This is a genomic window from Megasphaera cerevisiae DSM 20462 (genome assembly GCF_001045675.1).
Classification (GTDB): Bacteria; Bacillota; Negativicutes; order Veillonellales; family Megasphaeraceae; genus Megasphaera; species Megasphaera cerevisiae.
In genome coordinates, this window is the sequence record NZ_LEKT01000001.1 from 86,950 (window position 1) to 105,730 (window position 18,781).

The window sequence follows — 18,781 nt, forward strand, 5'->3', positions numbered from 1 at the left end:
GTCTTATATGTAAAGGTAAGGAGTGAGAATTCCTTACCTTTATTAAACTGTATATTATTTTTAGGAGGAATATTATGGCTATTACAGCAAGCATGGTAAAAGATTTAAGAACAAAAACCGGTGCCGGTATGATGGACTGCAAAAAGGCACTTTCAGCAACCAACGGAGATATGGACAAGGCTATCGACTTTCTTCGCGAAAAAGGTCTGGCAGCCGCTGCTAAAAAGGCTGACCGCATCGCAGCTGAAGGTTTGGTTTATTCTTATATCCATGGCAATGGCCGCATCGGGGTTCTTGTTGAAGTGAATTGTGAAACAGATTTTGTTGCGCAGACAGCCAATTTCAAAGATTTATGTAAGGATATTGCTATGCAGATTGCTGCAGCAAACCCAACATATTTAAAACGAGAAGATGTTCCCCAGGAAGTGCTGGATCATGAAAAAGAAGTTCTGCGCCAACAGGCTTTAAATGAAGGCAAACCGGAAAAAATCGTTGAAAAAATGATGGTTGGCCGTTTGGAAAAATTCTATAAGGAAAATTGCCTATTGGAACAGGAATTCATCAAGGATTCCGATAAGACAATTCAGCAGGTTATTACAGAAAACATCGCCAAAATCGGCGAAAAAATTGATATTCGCCGTTATTCTCGTTATGAATTAGGCGAAGGCCTTGAAAAACGCAATGATGACTTTGTTTCCGAAGTAATGGCACAAGCTAAATAAGATTTCATAAGAGAACACCTTTTTTCGTGTTCTCTTATTTTCTAATTTAAACTTATGTATTACAGGAGGATTTTATGGAAACGAGAAAATTTAAACGTGTTGTATTAAAATTGAGCGGTGAGGCATTGGCAGGAAACCAAGGATATGGCATTGATCCAGAAACAGTAGAGAAAATCGCAAAGCAGGTGGTGGAAGCGAGCCGATTGGATATTCAAATCGCTATCGTTGTAGGCGGCGGTAATATTTGGCGTGGTCTTTCGGGCAGCGCCAAAGGGATGGATCGTGTTTCTGCTGATTACATGGGAATGTTGGCCACTGTCATGAATGCGCTGGCACTGCAAGATGCCATGGAAAATAATGGTGTCGCCACACGAGTTCAGACCGCCATTAATATGCAGCAGGTAGCTGAACCGTATATCCGCCGCCGGGCTATTCGTCATATGGAAAAAGGCAGAGTGGTCATTTTTGGTGCCGGTACGGGAAACCCTTACTTTTCTACTGATACAACGGCAGCACTTCGTGCTGCTGAAATCGAAGCAGATGCAATCCTTATGGCAAAAAATGGCGTAGATGGCGTATATGATTGTGATCCGAAGCAACATGCCGACGCAAAAATGTTTAAAAGACTTTCTTACCTGGATGTAATTAACAAAGATTTAAAAGTCATGGATGCGACCGCTACGACGTTATGCATGAATAATGATATTCCTATCGTTGTATTTAATATCGATGTTCCCGGAAATATCATTGCTGCTGCCGGCGGAAAAGATTTAGGTACATTAGTCGACAAAGAAGGCTAAACGCTGTATTATATATATATATAATTTTATTTAAGGAAGTGATTCAGAATGGATACAAAAACCTTATTGACACAACATGAAGAAAAGATGGACAAAACAATTGAGGCACTGAAACGTGATCTTGCTTCAATCCGTACCGGTCGGGCAAGCACGACACTGCTGGACCGTGTTACTGTAGATTATTATGGTACTCCCACCCCGATTAAACAGGTTGCGAATGTATCGGCCCCGGAACCTCGCCTTATTACAATCGTACCGTGGGAACGGAAAATGCTGGGAGAAATTGAAAGAGCTATTTTAAAATCTGATTTAGGATTGAATCCGAATAATGACGGTACTATGATTCGTTTGGAAATACCACAATTGACAGAGGAACGCCGCAAGGATTTAAACAAAAAAGTCAGCAAGGTTGCCGAAGAATCTAAAGTAGTTGTTCGAAACATTCGTCGTGACGGCAATGAAGTCATAAAGAAAATGGAAAAGAAACGGGAAATCACAGAAGATGAAAGCAAGGAAGCCCAGACAAATATCCAAAAACTGACAGATAAGAAAGTCAAAATAATCGATGAGATTAAAGCTAAAAAAGAAAAAGAAGTCATGGAAGTATGATGGATATACGGATTTTTATTGGCATGCCATTACGGTATGCCAAATCTGTATTACAGGATAAAAACGTCCCGTATGTTATAAAACACACGGTGTCCCGAAGTCATTTCTTCCAATGTGATACGTCTGAGATATACATCATTCGTGCCCAAATGAGGGAGAACGTTGCCCATCTTCTGGTAAACTATACTTTACAAAAAAGCGACTCTGTAAAACAGATACTGCAAGTTGGAGAAAAGGTATAATGATCAATTTATTAGGGAAAAGAAAGTCAACATCTCAACCCATATCGGAAAGCCTGCTGGATAAGGAAAATATTCCGCGTCATGTAGCTATTATCATGGATGGCAATGGCCGGTGGGCCAGACACAAGGGACTGCCGCGCAGTTATGGACATCATGCAGGAGCTGATACGCTGAAACGTATTGTTATTGCTGCCAGTGATTTGGGAATTCAAGTGCTGACGGTGTATGCTTTTTCTACAGAAAACTGGAAACGTCCTGATGATGAAGTCTCATACATTATGAAACTAATGAATGAATATTTAGCTCAAAATCTTCTTGAATTAGAAGAGCATAATGTAAAACTCCGTTTTATCGGTGATATGAGTCGGCTTAATCCGTCTCTCCAATCGGTTTTCCATAAGACAGAACAAAATATGATGAATAATACAGGCTTACTTTTGAATGTAGCAGTCAATTACGGCGGTCGTTTGGAGTTGACGCATGCGTTGCAGCGAGCAGCGGCAGATGTGAAAGCAGGATTGCTGAAGCCAGAGGAGATTAATGAAAACACGTTATCCGCATACTTATACACAGCGCCTGAAAATGACGTAGATCTTCTCATTCGTCCCGGCGCAGACAAGCGGGTCAGCAATTTTCTGCTTTGGCAGATGGCGTATGCCGAATTTTGGTTTACAGATTTATTCTGGCCTGATTTTACAAAAGAAACACTGATCGAGGCAATTCTTTCTTTTCAAGGAAGAGAAAGACGCTTTGGCGGGTTAAAATAAGGTAGGTACATGTTATGTTGGCAAAACGAATAATAACAGGCATTGTCGGCGGTGCCTTAACAATATTTGTCATTTATGAGGGAAATTGGCTTTTTTTCATCATGATGACTCTGTTGGCATTACTGGGATGGTATGAATACAGTACGTTAGTACGCAAGCTCAATGCCAAGCTGGCCGATAAATTTGGCGCGGTATGGCTCCTATGTTTTTTTGGAGCATATTGGTACGGTTGTCTAAAAGTAATGATGCTCTTAGCCATAATACTTCTAGCCTGGCTGCTGCTGCGGACTGTCTTTTTTCACCGTTTGGTTACGCCATCCGATAGTGCCTATACGCTATACGGCCTGCTGTATATAGGTACTGGATTTTTTGCCATGCTAGCCCTGCGCAGCGGCATGGTTGCTTCTGATATGACGGGAGTTTTTGGTTCTGTTATGTTGGAACCGGCCCGCTTTTTTATGTTTCTTCTTGTATTTTCTACATGGGCCAGTGATACCTTTGCCTTCGCTACAGGAAAATGCTTGGGTCGAAATAAGCTGTGTCCTTCCATTAGTCCCGGAAAAACAAGAGAAGGTGCAATTGGCGGATTTTTAGGTACACTGCTGATTGCATTGATTTTCTCACTTATTTTTGAGTTTTCAGTCATACATGCCTTAGCCATCGGAATAATTATCGCTGTTATGGCGCCGCTTGGCGATTTGGTTGAATCAATATTGAAGCGGGTATGTCAAGTCAAGGATTCCGGCATGCTGATTCCAGGGCATGGCGGTGTACTTGACCGTTTTGACAGTTTGATTTTTACGGCACCGGCAGTGTATGTTTATCTTGTGCTGATTTCGTAAGGTGCTGGCAGGAGCGTATTCATGAAAAATATAATTATTATGGGCAGTACAGGCTCCATTGGAACACAAGCCATCGATGTAATAGACGCACATAGGGATAAATTTTGCTTGGCCGCAGTAGCAGCTTACTCTAATTGGCAATTAGCCGCCAGGCAAATACGAGATTATAAGATTCCTTTGGCTTGTATGATAGATCCCGGCGCGTCTGCCAAGCTGCAGCAAACCGTAGGACCGGAATGTACGGTTTTTACTGGTTCGGAAGGCCTGCTGCAGCTTATTGATGAAGCGGATGCCCATATGCTCCTTACCTCTTTAGTTGGCGCTGCCGGTATTGAGCCGACGCTTCATGCAATTGCACAGGGACTGGATATTGCCCTGGCCAATAAGGAAACCTTAGTAGCTGCTGGTGAACTTGTTATGACCGAAGCGCATCGTCATCATGTGCATATTCTACCGGTCGATAGTGAACACGGGGCCATTTTTCAGTGTTTGGATGGACGCCGTCCTGAAGAAATAGACCGGCTTCTGATTACGGCTTCGGGGGGCCCTCATTTTCACCGGCCCATTACTGATTTTCCACACATTACAGTAGAGCAATGCCTGAAGCATCCAACCTGGAACATGGGCAGCAAAATTACGATTGATTCTGCAACGATGTTCAATAAGGGATTAGAGGTCATTGAAGCCCATTGGCTTTTTAATATGCCCTTTAATCATATTGAAGTAGTCATTCAGCCACAAAGTATTATTCATTCTATGGTTCAGTTCATTGATAGTTCCGTAGTAGGCCAGCTTGGTATGCCGGATATGCGTCTCCCTATTCAGTATGCCTTTACATACCCTTACAGAATGAATGTACGGGGGGCGCAGCCAATTGATTGGAAAACACTAGGAACATTGGAATTTTTAGCGCCGGACAACCAAAAATTCCCATCTCTTCCACTGGCTTATGAGGCTGGAAAGATAGGCGGTACATTGCCCTGCGTTCTCAACGGGGCCAATGAAATCGCCGTATATGCTTTTTTGCGCAAGGAAATTTCCTTCACACGTATTTTTGATATTGTTCGTACCGTCATGGAAAAACATACTGTATGCCATGACCTGACTGTGGAATCGATTCGCAGTGCTGATGCGTGGGCACGGCGCTGCGCCGTTTCCTTGCTTTAGAAAGGTGTCGTATTTTGGGTATAACAATTGCAGCGACTGTATTTGTATTCAGTCTTATCGTATTCGTTCATGAGTTTGGACACTTTATTACCGCTAAATTGACGGGAATGCAGGTAGATGAATTTGCCATTGGCTTCGGCCCTAAAATTTACAGTTGCACTTACGGTCCTACGGTGTATTCTCTGCGTGCTATTCCGTTAGGCGGCTTTAATCGCATTGCCGGCATGACGGAGGAAGAAACGCTCAATGCTCAATCCTTTTTAAATAAACCGGTTCTCAGCCGTCTGATCGTCATCGCTGCCGGAGCTATTATGAATTTTGTTCTGGCTATTATCATCCTATGGGGAATCATGTTTACTGTCGGAACGATGAATGTATCTCCAGACCCCATTGTGGGTTCCGTCGTGGCCGATTCTGCGGCTTCGCAGGTCAAGATGCAGCCAGGTGACCGCATCATATCCATCGGCGGTACGGCGATCCATAAATGGGAGGATATTTCATCTGCCGTTTCCAAGCATAGCCATGAAGTAGTGACGGTTACAATAGATCGTAACGGAACCGAAATGAAGCTTGACATGATTCCGAAGACGGATACGCAAACTGATCGGGCAATGCTTGGCGTTATGCCGGTTATTACGAACCAGTCACATAGTTTTTTTGAATCGGCCGGGATGGCGGTGCAGCGAACAGGGCAGATTTGCCAGCTTATGATTGTTGGTATTTACAATATGATCACCGGGTCTGCCAAGGCTGATTTGGCCGGACCCATAGGCGTAGCACAGTTAGCTGGTCAGGTAGCTTCTGTGGGATTTGTGAATCTTCTCATGTTTACGGCTTTTCTGAGCATTAATCTGGGAATTTTAAATCTCCTGCCAATTCCGATGCTGGATGGCGGATATATCATCCTGCTTCTTATTGAAGGAATTACACGCCGCCGGATGCCTAAACGGGCACTGTATTACGTGCAGATGTCAGGGATGATTATCCTGGGAGCTTTATTTCTTTTTGCCATGATTCAGGACATCAGCAGATTTTAGAAAGGCGGCAGGCATACGATGAAACGAAGAAAATCGCTTCCCGTACAGGTAGGGAAGCTTGGTATCGGCGGTACGGCCCCTATATCAATTCAAACAATGTCTACTATTGATCCGGCTGACGAACAGGCGGCCATTGCCGACACATTGCGCTTGGCATCATACGGTGCCGAGCTTATCCGATTTGCTGTCCCAACTATGGCGGCGGCGAAAGGACTGAAAGCGGTAACCGCAGCATCTCCTGTCCCGATTGTTGCCGATATTCACTTTGATTACCGGCTGGCTTTGGCGGCCGTCGACAGCGGCGTGGATGCATTGCGAATCAATCCCGGAAATATAGGTGCTGATGACAACGTCATAAAAGTAATCGAAAGGGTCCGACTTAGAAACCTGCCAATCCGAATTGGTATTAATTCCGGATCGCTGCCTGCTGATATTTTAGAAACATACGGCGGCCATCCCACCGCATCAGGAATGGTGGAAGGAGCTCTGCGGCATATTTGTATTTTAGAAAAAATGAATTACCGCAATATGGTCATTTCTCTAAAAGCATCGGAAGTTCCACTTATGATTGAAGCCTATAAAACCTTGGCTGAAAAAGTTCCTTATGCTCTTCATTTAGGCGTGACTGAGGCCGGCCTGGTTCGTGAAGGAAGCATCAAATCCGCCGTCGGTATTGGTACTCTTTTATATGAAGGGATAGGAGATACCATCCGGGTTTCTCTTACAGAGGATCCGGCAGAGGAAATCAAAGCCGGTCAGATAATTCTTAGTTCATTAGGTTTACGTACCTTTGGTCCGACGCTCATTTCCTGTCCTACCTGCGGTCGAACACAAGTAAATCTAATCGAACTGGCTCAAAAAGTCCAAAAAGCCCTCAGTACGATAAACGTACCGCTCAAAGTAGCCGTTATGGGCTGTGTTGTCAACGGCCCTGGAGAAGCCCGGGAAGCCGATTTTGGCATAGCCGGCGGCGTTGGAAAGGGCATTATTTTTTCGCACGGAAAGGTACTGAAAACGGTGCCGGAGCAGCAGCTTGTATCGTCTTTGCTTGAAGAAATAAATAAATTTATTCAAAAGGGGTCTTAGCCATATGTTAGCATCAAAATTATATTGCCCGACGCTTAGGGAAATACCGGCAGAAGCCGAAGTTATCAGCCACAAATATATGTTGAAGGCTGGTATGATCCGTAAAAACGCCGGTGGAATTTATACTTTTTTACCATTAGGCCGACGTGTTGTGCGTAAAATTGAAAATATCGTCCGTCAGGAAATGGACGCTTCCGGTGCACAGGAAATCATGATGCCGATTGTACAGCCTGCGGACATCTGGCATGAATCTGGGCGCTGGAATGCTTATGGTCCGGAAATGTTCAAACTGAAAGACCGTCACAATAATAATTATTGTCTGGGACCGACTCACGAAGAACTGATTACCACACTTGTCCGCAATGAATTACGCTCGTATAAGCAAATGCCGCTGACGCTGTATCAAATGCAAAATAAATACCGCGATGAAATTCGCCCTCGCTTCGGTCTTATGCGCAGCCGTGAATTTGTTATGAAGGATGCCTATTCCTTTGATGTGGACGAAGAAGGGCTACATGCAAATTACGAAAATATGTACAATGCATATACCCGTATTTTTACGCGCTGCGGTTTAAATTTCAAGCCTGTGCAGGCTGACTCCGGACAAATAGGTGGCAACCGAACTCATGAGTTTATGGCTTTGGCAGCTGCAGGGGAAGCTGATGTTGTATCCTGTACAGTTTGCAATTATGCGGCCAATATTGAAAAAGCAATTCCTAAAACGCTGGAACTGGCACATGATACGGAAAAAGAGGCTGAACTTATTGCAACTCCGAATTGTGCAACCATTGAAGAATTGGTGAATCTTCTCCACATTTCTATTGAAAAGACAATCAAAGCCGTTGCATTTACAATTGACGGTAAAAAAACGGTGCTTTGTATGGTACGCGGTGATCATGAAGTCAATGATGTGGCAGTACAGCGTATTGTAGGCGGCAATGACATCCAGCCGGCAACGGAGGAAGAGTTAAAGGTGCATGGCTTGCAACCTGGTTATATGAGTCCTATAAACGCAGATATTCCAGAGAATGAAACCTTTTTCATTCTTGTCGATCCCACGGCGATGAATATATCCAACGGAGTAACCGGCGCAAATAAGCATGGGTATCACTATATTAATGTCAATCCCAAACGGGATTTTAAAAATATGACGGTTGCAACTATTCGTCTGATCACAGAAGCAGATGTCTGCCCAGCTTGCGGTGCCCCTATTGAAATTGTTCATGGCATTGAAGTGGGGCAGGTCTTTGAACTGGGAACCAAATATTCGGAAGCGCTGCATGCAACTTTTCTTGATCAGAATGGCAAGGCAAAACCTTATGTCATGGGATGCTACGGTGTCGGTGTAACTCGGACGATGGCTGCCGTTATTGAACAATTTAATGATGACAATGGCATTATATGGCCTGTATCAATAGCTCCTTACGAGGCAGCTATTATTCCCGTAAGTACAAAAGATGCATCCATGGTAGAAATTGCCGCTACATTGTATCATACACTTTGCCAGCATCATGTAGATGTTATCCTGGACGACCGCAACGAACGGGCCGGTGTCAAATTCAATGATGCCGATCTTATTGGCTATCCTGTCCGAATAACAATCGGCAAAAAAAGTATCGCAGAACATACAGTAGAAATAAAGACCCGGCGGACCGGTGCCGAAGAGGTTATCCGTATTGAGAATGCGGCCGCCCGTATACAAGAAATCTTAGAAACGCTCCGGGCAGAAAATAAATAATACCATCATACCTGCAACAAAAAAAGAAACAGCCGAAACTGAAATAATTATATTTCCGAATTCGGCTGTCTTTTCTTTTTTTGTTTAAAAAAAATTTCCGTACCATCCCTTGTTCTATCTGAAAAAATTATTATAAATAATGATAAATGGATATTTATTATTAAAATAGAAAAAAAATCTAATCTTTTTATCATCTAATTCTCATATTATTTTAATGTTGTTTTCATTTTATTCCAATTTATGTATGTAAAAATAGATTTAATATATATGCATATGACATACTATCTGGAGGAATATATATGGAAAAAGAGAATATCACTCAGCTGATACAAGAATTCATGCAAAAGAAAGATTGGGAAGGCTTTTTAAATCAAATAGAAAGTATAAACAAGGAGCAGAAAAGCAATGAATTTATCCGCATAGCAGCAGCTGCCTATAGTCAAATGCTGGATCTTCCAGAATATACTCATGATTTGCGTGTTTTGCGGGGACTAGCGTTTCTGCATTACAGCGATTATATTACATGCAACTCATATAAAGGAGAGAAAAATAAAGCGCTTCCCGAAACAAAACGCGAATGTGAAAAAAAGGCCGAAGAATATTTTAAACAAATTCTGCGGCAGGACCGTCAGCCCCGTGATCTATATCGGTATGCTCATTTGTTGTATAAGGCTGCTTGTGATTTTCATACCAAGGAACACTTTGTTTATCTTTACGAAAAAAAAGATCAATCGTATGAATTATATGATGAAGCCGTCTACCGTATGGAAAAACGTGGCAGAGAACGACAAACAGCATTATACAGCCGGGCCTGCTACGGCTTATGTCGCTGTGGACTGGATACGCTGTCCCTTCATTCTACTCTGCTAGACGAATTACTGCTGCTATATAAAATTCACCTGACTCCCTATGGAAGTTCCGATATGCACTGCCATCGTTTTCTTCGCATGTGTTATTGCATTGAACAAGTCCGTATAACGGAAGTGCTGCCCCGCGTGATTGATAATTTTTCAACCGTCGTGCATACTCATCAGCAATATGAAAAATCATGGGATATTTATCATATGCTGGGGAAAATTTTTGATAGTGCGTACCAGTATTTTCTTTGCAAACAACGTGAAGATGCCTACAAAAGTGCGGAAAAATACTATCAATACGCCTGTGAAATTGATTTTATCCGGCGTCGGGAACACTTGCCGGTATCTGGCTTTGCACATATGTATACGGCGTTGCTGACATTATATATTCGCGGCAGAGAAGAAAATAAATTTTATGCTGCCTGGGAGAAATATAACCCTGTCATTCATTTTTCTGAAGGATTCCGTATTTTATCCCAGATCCGCTGGCTTATCATAAAAAAAGACTATTCTGAAGCTGAAAAAGTACTGACGATCTATATAAACTGTGGGAAATGGCAGCCGGGTTTGTCACGAAACAAAGCAATCGTACTCCTTGATATTATCAGCGCTGCCTCGACTGGAAAAACAAATACGCTGACAGGTACCTATACATCATTTCAATTAAAACAGCTGCAACATCTGAAAAGTTAAACGTAATGAGGTAGCCGGCATCCGTTCAGGCACATTTAAAGAAGCGGAAATATTATTTTCTTTTTTCTTTATATTCTGTTCCCCATGCAAACATGGCATCCAGTACGGGTTTTAGGCTATATCCGGTTTGGGTAAGTGAATATTCTACTTTAGGGGGGACCTCTGCATATACCCTACGATGTACAAGACCGCATGCTTCCATAGACCTCAAATTTGATGTCAGTACTTTTTGAGATATAGTACCGACAGATTTTTTCAACTCACCAAAACGCTTCGTTCCATTCAACAAATCCCGGATAATGAGTACCTTCCATCGGTCACTGATGAGCATAAGCGTCGTTTCTACCGGGCACTCCGGCAATTCTTTTTCCACAATAATCCCTCATTTTCCAAACGTTACTTTATAGATACTATAGCACAATAAAGTGCTTACTTTACAAATAGGTGTTACAGATGTATTGTAATCTTACAAAAAGAAAAAAACAAGATGATATATTACAAGGAGGCAGAAAAATGAAAATTGCCGTTATTTGCGCCAATGGAAAAGAAGGAAGGCAAATCGTAAAAGAGGGCCTGGAAAGAGGTCTGAACATCACAGCCGTAGTGCGTGGTGAAAACCGTTCCGTAGCAACACAGGCCATCCAAAAAGATTTATTTGATCTGACAGCTTCAGATCTAAAAGAATTTGATGTAGTAATCGACGCATTTGGTGCCTGGACACCAGAAACACTGCCGCTGCACAGTACCTCGCTCAAACATCTCTGTGATTTGGTAAGCGGAAAAAATACCCGCCTTTTAGTTGTAGGGGGCGCAGGAAGTCTCTATATTAATTCTGAACATACAGCACAAGTCATGGATGCTCCTGATTTTCCCGATGTATTTAAGCCGGTAGCAATCAACATGGGAAAGGCCTTAACGTATTTGCGAACCAGAACGGATGTCAGATGGACATATATAAGTCCTGCCGGAAATTTTCAGGCCGACGGAGTTAAAACAGGAAAATATATGTGGGGCGGAGAAGAATTGCTTTTAAATAGCAACGGAGAAAGTGTGATCAGCTATGCTGATTATGCATCTGCAATGATTGATGAGGCTGTAAACGGAAATCATATACGGCAGAGAATTTCTGTTGTTTCGGAGTAAGTCGGTATTTTTTCGATAAGGCGCTGCACCGGAACCAGCAGAGCTTTACCGCAAGTATACCTTGCCATTTTGCTTGGCTTCTTTTATACTAATAACAGGCACACTGTATAATGCAGAAAAAGATGCAGCGGAGAAGGAATTTGCCGGTTTGGGATATACAAAGAGTTTGATTAAGCATACTGACGGCAGCCCCGATCGGCCGAACGTTGTGCACTATCTTTTGGATCTAAAAAATAGATAACGGACAGCAGATTCGCTCCGGTATACAGGATTATCTATTTATTCTGAATTTCAGAAAAGAGGGCGGTTTGGATATGGATAAAAAGATATTAGAGTATGTGATTGAAAAAACGCATATATTGATGCATTCGCCATCTTGCAGCCATGAAGCCAAGGCAGCTGCACAGGCTTGGCTGAATGCGGTAGGGACAGAGACAGAGGCGGCAGAAACTAAAAAATATGTGACAGAACTGGAAGCCGATCTAATGCCTGTGGACAATTTGATTGACTTTACAGAATCAAAAAATGGCATCCAATTATTTGGCGCAGATACGGCGCACAAGATTGCCGTTCATGCTAAAGCGATCAAAGCAGCCGGAGCAGATTATTGTGATTGTCCAGCTTGCACGGCTGCGGTTGCGATTCTCGAAAAAAAGGAACTTTTTTAAAGAGACACAAACGGATAAAAGGCACTCTATATCGAGTGCCTTTTTCAGGTTATACTTTGTTTAATAGTACTCAAAGGTATTTTTTCCTGTAAAAGTCTCGTAAGAATGGGCTATAGTCATTGCAATAAAATTAGGCTCTGCATATAATAAATATGGTAAGTTGTATGGTTTTTGTTGATTTTTCCATACGATTTTTAAAATCAGCGTATATTTTCTATGCCTGTTATATAAGAGAAAGGAGCGGCAACTATGGATACATGGCTTGATCTGCATATGCATACAAAATACAGTATGGATGGAGAATTTGAACCATCCGATCTGATGAATCAATGTGCGGCTGCCGGACTAAAAGCTGTGGCTGTCTCTGATCATGATTCAGTAGAAGCCATACCGAAGGCCAGAAAACGAGCCTGCGAATTGGGGCTTTGTTTTTTTTCGGCGATAGAACTCAGTTGTGCTCATCTGGGAAAAAATTTTCATCTTTTAGGATATGGAATTGATGAAAAAGAACCTATTTTTCATCAAATAGAAAAAAATATTCATCAGCAGCGTCTCGATAATTCAGAAAAAATGATGAATGCAGTAGAGCAATTAGGAATATATCTGGATAGAAAATATGTGTGGACTCTTTCTCATAATGATGTCATCGCCACAGTCAATATTGCCCGAGCGGCCTTAGAAGATCCACGGAATATTGACAATCCTATTTTAGCGCCATATCGTCCCGGAGGCTTGCGCAACAAGAGCCCTTACGTCAATTTTGGCTGGGATTACTGCAGTCAGGGAAAACCAGCATTTGTGCCGATGACTCTTATTACCCTCCATGAGGCAGTCAGACATATTCAGAACAATGGCGGCGCAGCTGTATTGGCTCATCCAGGTGCTAATATGGGACAAAACAGAGATGTTACGGAGTCTTTGGTTGCAGAAGGAATCGATGGAATCGAAGCCTACTGCAGTTATCATGATACGGATACGTCACAGTTTTATGCTGACATTTGCCGTACCTATAAACTAATTGCCACTATAGGAAGTGATTATCATGGCCGGGCCAAGCCAAATATACAGTTAGGCGAATATGAGCATCCTTGTGCCCAGGATGTATTTGACCGTCTGTGTTATCTTATTCACGAACGGGGTGGATCAGCGCCTACGCATAGCCTCAGCTCAAAAGATAAAATCCTATTATAGACAGAAAAAAGGTATTGATAATTTGTCATTATGCGTTTACAATGTGAATACCGTAAATATTTCTGGCACCTTTCACGCTAACTAAAGTGAAAATTCGTTCTGCACTGCCGTATAAATTTCGTTCCAAGCGGTCAGTTAATAAACTCATGCAGCTAGCTGGTGAGGGGAAAATCAGTCAGTTGATATTAACATATGTAATGTATTTTGGTGGATTGGCTAGCCCTTATTTATCTAAATGTGATATAATACAAAGCACAAGTCATTTTCATATCTGCCAGACAGCAGACAAATACGTCAGGGCTTTAGACAGTCTAAAGCCCCATTTTCTGTGAGGACACTAGTCAAATGTATCAATTATTTCAATGGATGAATCGTGATGAAAATATTAGGAATGCCATTAAATTATTTGAGCAGCCGGGATGCCATAGTATTTATGGCCTCGGCGGCTCCGTTAAGAGTGCGTTTGCAGCGAAGGCTTTGACAGAAACAGGCAAACAAGCCGTTATTATTGTGCAGTCTAAGGAACAGCTTACTGCATGGCAGTCTGACCTGCAGTTCATAGTACCTGATCTGCATATTTTGAACTTCCCGCTCGTCGACAGGGCTGTATTTAATACGACGGCCAAAAGCATCGAACGTACAGCAAGTCAAATGGAGTCCCTCGGATATCTGCGTGAAGGTCATTCCGGTATTGTTCTCGCTACTATCGAAGAAGCTGCCCAATATGTTATCGCACCGCAGCAAATGGATGATGCTGCTATGGATATTGCGGCCGGCACAGAATATGATCGGATTCGGCTGCTTCAACATTTTATCGATGACGGCTACGAACGAGTAGATATGACAGAACGGCGCGGTCATTTCTCTGTCCGTGGTGATATTATCGATATCTATGCTGTCAACCATCAGTATCCTGTCCGCCTTGAATTTTTTGGTGATAAAATAGAAAGCATCCGTTATTTTGATGCTGGTAGTCAAAAATCATTGGCACATATGGATAACATACGCATACTTCCTATTTCCCTGGAAAACAGGAATGCGAGTAATAAATACACGATTCTTGATTATGTCGATAATGGCGTCGTAATTTGGGACGAACCAAATCGCCTTCGCGAGTCGCTGAAAAAATTGCTCAAGGAATCTGACGAATATAAGGAATGGCTTTGCCCATGGGGAGAATTTACCGCTTCACACCATCCCAAAACGACAATGCTTTTTTCACTGATGGCGCAGTCTGTTCCCGATATGTTTATTGATACGGCAACTAGTTTTGCCGTCAAAATGATGGCCAGCTTTCAAAAGCAATTCAACTTGCTGGAAGATGAATTGCAGCACTGGCGTCAGAATCAAAATGCGGTCCTGGTAATTTTAGGAAGTCGAGAACGGACGGCTTCTTTTACGGCTTGGCTGCGTCAGCAGGATTTGACTGCACAAGATTATGATGATAAAAAAGAATGGCAAGCGGGGCATATTTATTTGGCCGATGGAGAAATACGCAATGGCTTTGAAATGCCTTATGCCAAGCTGGTCATTTTATCAGAACGGGATATTTATGGTATGCAGAAGCATCGTCTTCAGCATCATACCGTCAAAGGCCAGGAAATCAATGTATTTACAGATTTAAAAGTTGGCGATTATGTAGTGCATGAAGTGCACGGTATTGGCCGGTATGCAGGCATTAAAACCATAGAATTAGATGGCGTCCACAAGGATTATTTAGAAGTACACTATGCCGGTCAGGATATTTTATATGTACCAACAGATCAGCTCAAGCTGCTTCAACGATATATCGGCAATGAAGGAGATACACCAAAGCTGCATAAAATGGGCGGAACGGATTGGCAAAAGACACGATCCAAGGCCCAAAAATCAATTACAGATCTTGCAGAACAACTTGTTGAATTGTATGCTAAGCGGGAGGTTGTGAAAGGTTACGCGTTTCCGCCGGATACACCTTTTCAAAAAGAATTCGAAGATGCATTTCCATATGAAGAAACGGCAGATCAGCTTAAAGCCGTGGCAGAAATAAAGAAAAGCATGGAAAAACCGTACCCAATGGATTGCCTGGTGTGCGGTGATGTAGGCTTCGGAAAAACAGAGGTCGCCATGCGCAGCATATTTAAAGCTGTTATGGGAGGTAAACAAGTCGCTGTTCTCGTACCAACAACCGTTTTGGCACAACAACATTTTCAAACCTTTACGGAACGGCTCAGTCCTTTTGGTATTCATTGCGAGGTTCTGAACCGATTTCGCTCCTATAAACAAAAGAAAGAAATTCTGGCACAGGCTCTGACCGGTGACATTGATATTCTCATCGGGACACATAGCCTGCTTAATAAAAAAGTAAAATTTAAAGATCTGGGAATGCTTGTTGTGGATGAGGAACAGCGCTTTGGAGTCGCGCAAAAGGAAAAATGGAAGGCTTGGGCAGCTCATATCGACGTACTGACTTTAAGTGCTACACCAATTCCCCGAACACTTCATATGTCACTCGTCAACTTGCGTGAAATGTGCGTTATTGAAACACCTCCAACGGATCGGTTTCCTGTGCAAACCTATGTCACAGAATATAATGTCCGCATTGTGCGCGATGCGGTTATGCGGGAAAAACGGCGTGGCGGACAGGTTTTTTTTGTGTATAATCGTGTCGCCACGATTGAACGAATGAAAGATGAGCTTCAGGCTCTGATGCCTGATATTTCCATCGGCATTGCACATGGACAAATGGCCGGTACCCTTTTGGAACAAATCATGTTTGATTTTTATGATGGAAACTACGATGTGCTGCTGTGCTCAAGCTTGGTTGAAAATGGTCTGGATGTCGCCAATGCCAATACAATTATTATTTATGACTCCGATCATTTCGGTTTGTCTCAACTCTATCAGATGCGGGGGCGCGTAGGACGAAGCCATCGCATGGCCTATGCCTATTTTCTTTATCGCCGTGACAAAGTATTATCTGAAGTAGCTGAAAAGAGACTTCAGGCCATAAAAGAATTTACAGAATTAGGGTCTGGTTTTAAAATTGCAATGCGTGATTTGGAAATCCGCGGTGCCGGCAATCTGCTAGGACGTGAGCAGCATGGTAATATTGCCAGCGTCGGGTTTGCTATGTATTGTCAAATGCTGGAAGATGCGATTGCCAAGGCTCAAAATGGAAAGATCAATGAACAACCTCAGCCAGATACGATTCTGGAAATCCACATGGACGCTTTCATTGATGATGCTTATATCAGCAACGGCGGCCAAAAAATTGAAATGTATCAACGTATGGCGCTGGCTGCTTCTGAAAAAGAACTGATCAGCTTGGAAAAAGAACTGCTGGACCGGTATGGCAAACCCACTGAACCGGTACAAACGCTGCTATGTGCAACACATCTGCGGCTGAAGGCCCAAGCAATGGATATCGCTTTTATCACACAAAAAAAAGATGCACTGGAAATCAAATGGCAGCATGCCGGCCAGCTGCCACCGCTTATCAAATTGGAACCTCTCCTGCGCCGGCGCATTCGTACCGTGCCCGGCATGCCCATGATGGTGCGTATCTCTCTGCAAGGTATCCCTGATATCCTACGCTTTTTAGAGCACCTGCTGACTGCTTTTTCAAATTTGCGAAGGGAGGCTTCCTTTGACTAAAACCTCTTTTTTACGTGGTGCAATGATTCTTACATTAGCGGGCATTGTTGTCAAAATCTTAGGTGGCGTCAATCGCATTCTTTTATCCAGATTGCTGGGCGGCGAGGGTATTGGATTATATCAGATGGCATATCCGGTATATATTTTGCTGCTTAGCATTGCCGGAGCCGGAATTCCTATTGCAGTTTCTATTATGATTGCCGAAGAATCGGCAAAAGGAAATTATAATGGGGCCGAACGCATATTCCATGTCACTTTGGCTTTCATGAGTATTGTTGCAGTTTTCTGCGGGATTGCCATGGTCGGCGGTTCCCAATTTTTAATCCAATCCGGGCTGGTGCGGGACGAACGGGCATTTTTACCGCTGATCGTTCTGGCGCCTGCATTAATTCTTTCTATTATTACCTGCTGCTTCCGAGGTTATTTTCAAGGACTGCAGCTTATGACGCCAACCGCCATATCACAAATGCTGGACCAATTTATCCGTGTATGCACCATGCTTATTCTAGCCTGGATCTTGCTGCCTCACGGTCTGGAGGCAGCGGCTGCCGGAGCTACGTTCGGTGCCGTCCCGGGAGCTTTGGCGGGATTACTTATCATAACAGTCCTTTACTACCGTCACCGCAAAAAGACTTTCGCCCTCAGTACTCATGAATTTCCAATATTGCCAGCGTTTTCTATTATCCGACGTCTGGCCGTATTGGCAATCCCGGTTGCTGCCGCCAATATGCTGCTGCCAGCGGTTGCCAGCATTGATTTATTTATTGTTCCTCAGCGATTGGAGGCAGCAGGATATTCCGTTCATGAGGCTACCACATTATTTGGATATTTGACAGGCATGGCAAATGGACTCGTTCAACTGCCGGCAATTTTAACGATCGCTCTGGCGACCAGTCTTGTACCGGCGGTTTCTGCAGCCTATGCCAGCGGCGCCAATGATGTAGTATTAAAACGCACTCATACGGCTATGCGTATTGCCAATACAATTACTGTACCAGCCTGCTGTGGTCTGGCAGTCCTGGCTACACCTATATCCAAGTTGCTTTATGCCACACCGGCAGCGGGACCCGCCATATGTGTATTATCCATAGCGGTTTTTCTTATCGGCCTGCAGCAAATCACAAGCGGTCTTTTACAAGGCATGGGGCATACGGCGATTCCTTTGCTGAATATGATTATTGCTGCTGTTTTTAAAATTACATTAAGCTGGCATCTGACAGCAATTCCCTGGCTGGGAGAGGTGGGAGCCGCTTGGGCAACAAATGTGGATCTTACTGTTGCTACTGCTTTAAACCTTTATTTTGCGCACCGTTTCATCCGATACCGTGTACAATGGTCTTATGTAGGCCGCTTATTTTTAGCGTCAGCCGCAATGGCTGGCACAGCATGGTTTGTTCATAATGGTCTTTTTCCCCTGCTGGGAGATGCCATATCTACTATTACTGCGATCATAACCGCCGGCGCAGTATATCTTGTTTGTCTTTTTATATTTCGTGCCATTAAATCTGAAGACGCTTCTCGTATACCTTTTTTTGGTAAAACACTTTCTTCCATGATAAGACGATTAGAAAAATAGATAGAAA

The 18,781-nt window shown here is 43.1% G+C and carries 16 protein-coding genes; 15 read left to right on the plus strand and 1 reads right to left on the minus strand.

The window, feature by feature from the left end:
* Positions 1-74 precede the first annotated feature (74 nt).
* The 10 genes from tsf (at position 75) to AB840_RS00400 (ending at position 10,560) form a co-directional block, all read left to right on the plus strand.
* Positions 75-722 carry a translation elongation factor Ts gene (tsf, locus tag AB840_RS00350; RefSeq protein WP_048512831.1) on the plus strand — a complete coding sequence of 216 codons (648 nt, stop codon included), beginning with the start codon at positions 75-77 and terminating at the stop codon, positions 720-722.
* Between the two features lie 74 nt (positions 723-796).
* On the plus strand, positions 797-1,522 hold the full coding sequence (gene pyrH, locus AB840_RS00355) for a UMP kinase (protein WP_048512832.1): 726 nt from the start codon (positions 797-799) through the stop codon (positions 1,520-1,522).
* Positions 1,523-1,570: 48 nt separating this feature from the next.
* The gene (gene frr, locus AB840_RS00360) at positions 1,571-2,131 is read left to right on the plus strand and encodes a ribosome recycling factor (RefSeq protein WP_048512833.1); all 561 of its coding nucleotides are present in this window, start codon (positions 1,571-1,573) and stop codon (positions 2,129-2,131) included.
* 241 nt (positions 2,132-2,372) lie between these two features.
* Positions 2,373-3,140, plus strand: a complete 768-nt coding sequence (locus AB840_RS00370; RefSeq protein ID WP_048512834.1) for an isoprenyl transferase — start codon at positions 2,373-2,375, stop codon at positions 3,138-3,140.
* Between the two features lie 14 nt (positions 3,141-3,154).
* Positions 3,155-3,982, plus strand: a complete 828-nt coding sequence (locus tag AB840_RS00375; RefSeq protein ID WP_048512835.1) for a phosphatidate cytidylyltransferase — start codon at positions 3,155-3,157, stop codon at positions 3,980-3,982.
* 21 nt (positions 3,983-4,003) lie between these two features.
* Positions 4,004-5,149, plus strand: coding sequence for a 1-deoxy-D-xylulose-5-phosphate reductoisomerase (gene dxr / locus AB840_RS00380; protein ID WP_048512836.1), 1,146 nt, complete (start codon positions 4,004-4,006; stop codon positions 5,147-5,149).
* A 14-nt stretch (positions 5,150-5,163) separates the two neighbouring features.
* A complete protein-coding gene (rseP, locus tag AB840_RS00385; RefSeq protein ID WP_048512837.1) occupies positions 5,164-6,186 on the plus strand; it encodes an RIP metalloprotease RseP in 1,023 nt (340 codons plus the stop codon).
* An 18-nt stretch (positions 6,187-6,204) separates the two neighbouring features.
* Entirely contained in the window at positions 6,205-7,272 is a 1,068-nt protein-coding gene (gene ispG, locus AB840_RS00390) for a flavodoxin-dependent (E)-4-hydroxy-3-methylbut-2-enyl-diphosphate synthase (protein ID WP_048512838.1), read from the plus strand.
* A 4-nt stretch (positions 7,273-7,276) separates the two neighbouring features.
* The gene (locus tag AB840_RS00395; RefSeq protein ID WP_048512839.1) at positions 7,277-9,010 is read left to right on the plus strand and encodes a proline--tRNA ligase; all 1,734 of its coding nucleotides are present in this window, start codon (positions 7,277-7,279) and stop codon (positions 9,008-9,010) included.
* Positions 9,011-9,309: 299 nt separating this feature from the next.
* Positions 9,310-10,560, plus strand: coding sequence for a hypothetical protein (locus AB840_RS00400; protein WP_048512840.1), 1,251 nt, complete (start codon positions 9,310-9,312; stop codon positions 10,558-10,560).
* A gap of 52 nt (positions 10,561-10,612) precedes the next feature.
* Here the strand turns inward: AB840_RS00400 and AB840_RS00405 are convergent, their stop codons facing one another.
* Positions 10,613-10,933, minus strand: a complete 321-nt coding sequence (locus AB840_RS00405) for a winged helix-turn-helix transcriptional regulator (protein WP_048512841.1) — start codon at positions 10,931-10,933, stop codon at positions 10,613-10,615.
* 140 nt (positions 10,934-11,073) lie between these two features.
* On the opposite strand from AB840_RS00405, the gene AB840_RS00410 reads away from it, so the two are divergent.
* From AB840_RS00410 to AB840_RS00430, 5 genes are all read left to right on the plus strand, one after another.
* Positions 11,074-11,703 (plus strand): NAD(P)-dependent oxidoreductase, encoded by a 630-nt coding sequence (locus AB840_RS00410; RefSeq protein ID WP_048512842.1) that lies wholly within the window; start codon positions 11,074-11,076, stop codon positions 11,701-11,703.
* A gap of 314 nt (positions 11,704-12,017) precedes the next feature.
* On the plus strand, positions 12,018-12,371 hold the full coding sequence (locus AB840_RS00415) for a hypothetical protein (RefSeq protein WP_048512843.1): 354 nt from the start codon (positions 12,018-12,020) through the stop codon (positions 12,369-12,371).
* Between the two features lie 249 nt (positions 12,372-12,620).
* Positions 12,621-13,562, plus strand: a complete 942-nt coding sequence (locus AB840_RS00420) for a PHP domain-containing protein (protein ID WP_048512844.1) — start codon at positions 12,621-12,623, stop codon at positions 13,560-13,562.
* Between the two features lie 345 nt (positions 13,563-13,907).
* Positions 13,908-17,198, plus strand: a complete 3,291-nt coding sequence (mfd, locus tag AB840_RS00425; protein WP_048512845.1) for a transcription-repair coupling factor — start codon at positions 13,908-13,910, stop codon at positions 17,196-17,198.
* Positions 17,191-18,774, plus strand: coding sequence for a putative polysaccharide biosynthesis protein (locus AB840_RS00430; RefSeq protein ID WP_048512846.1), 1,584 nt, complete (start codon positions 17,191-17,193; stop codon positions 18,772-18,774). The genes mfd and AB840_RS00430 overlap by 8 nt, the downstream gene beginning before the upstream one ends.
* The last annotated feature ends 7 nt before the right edge of the window (positions 18,775-18,781 follow it).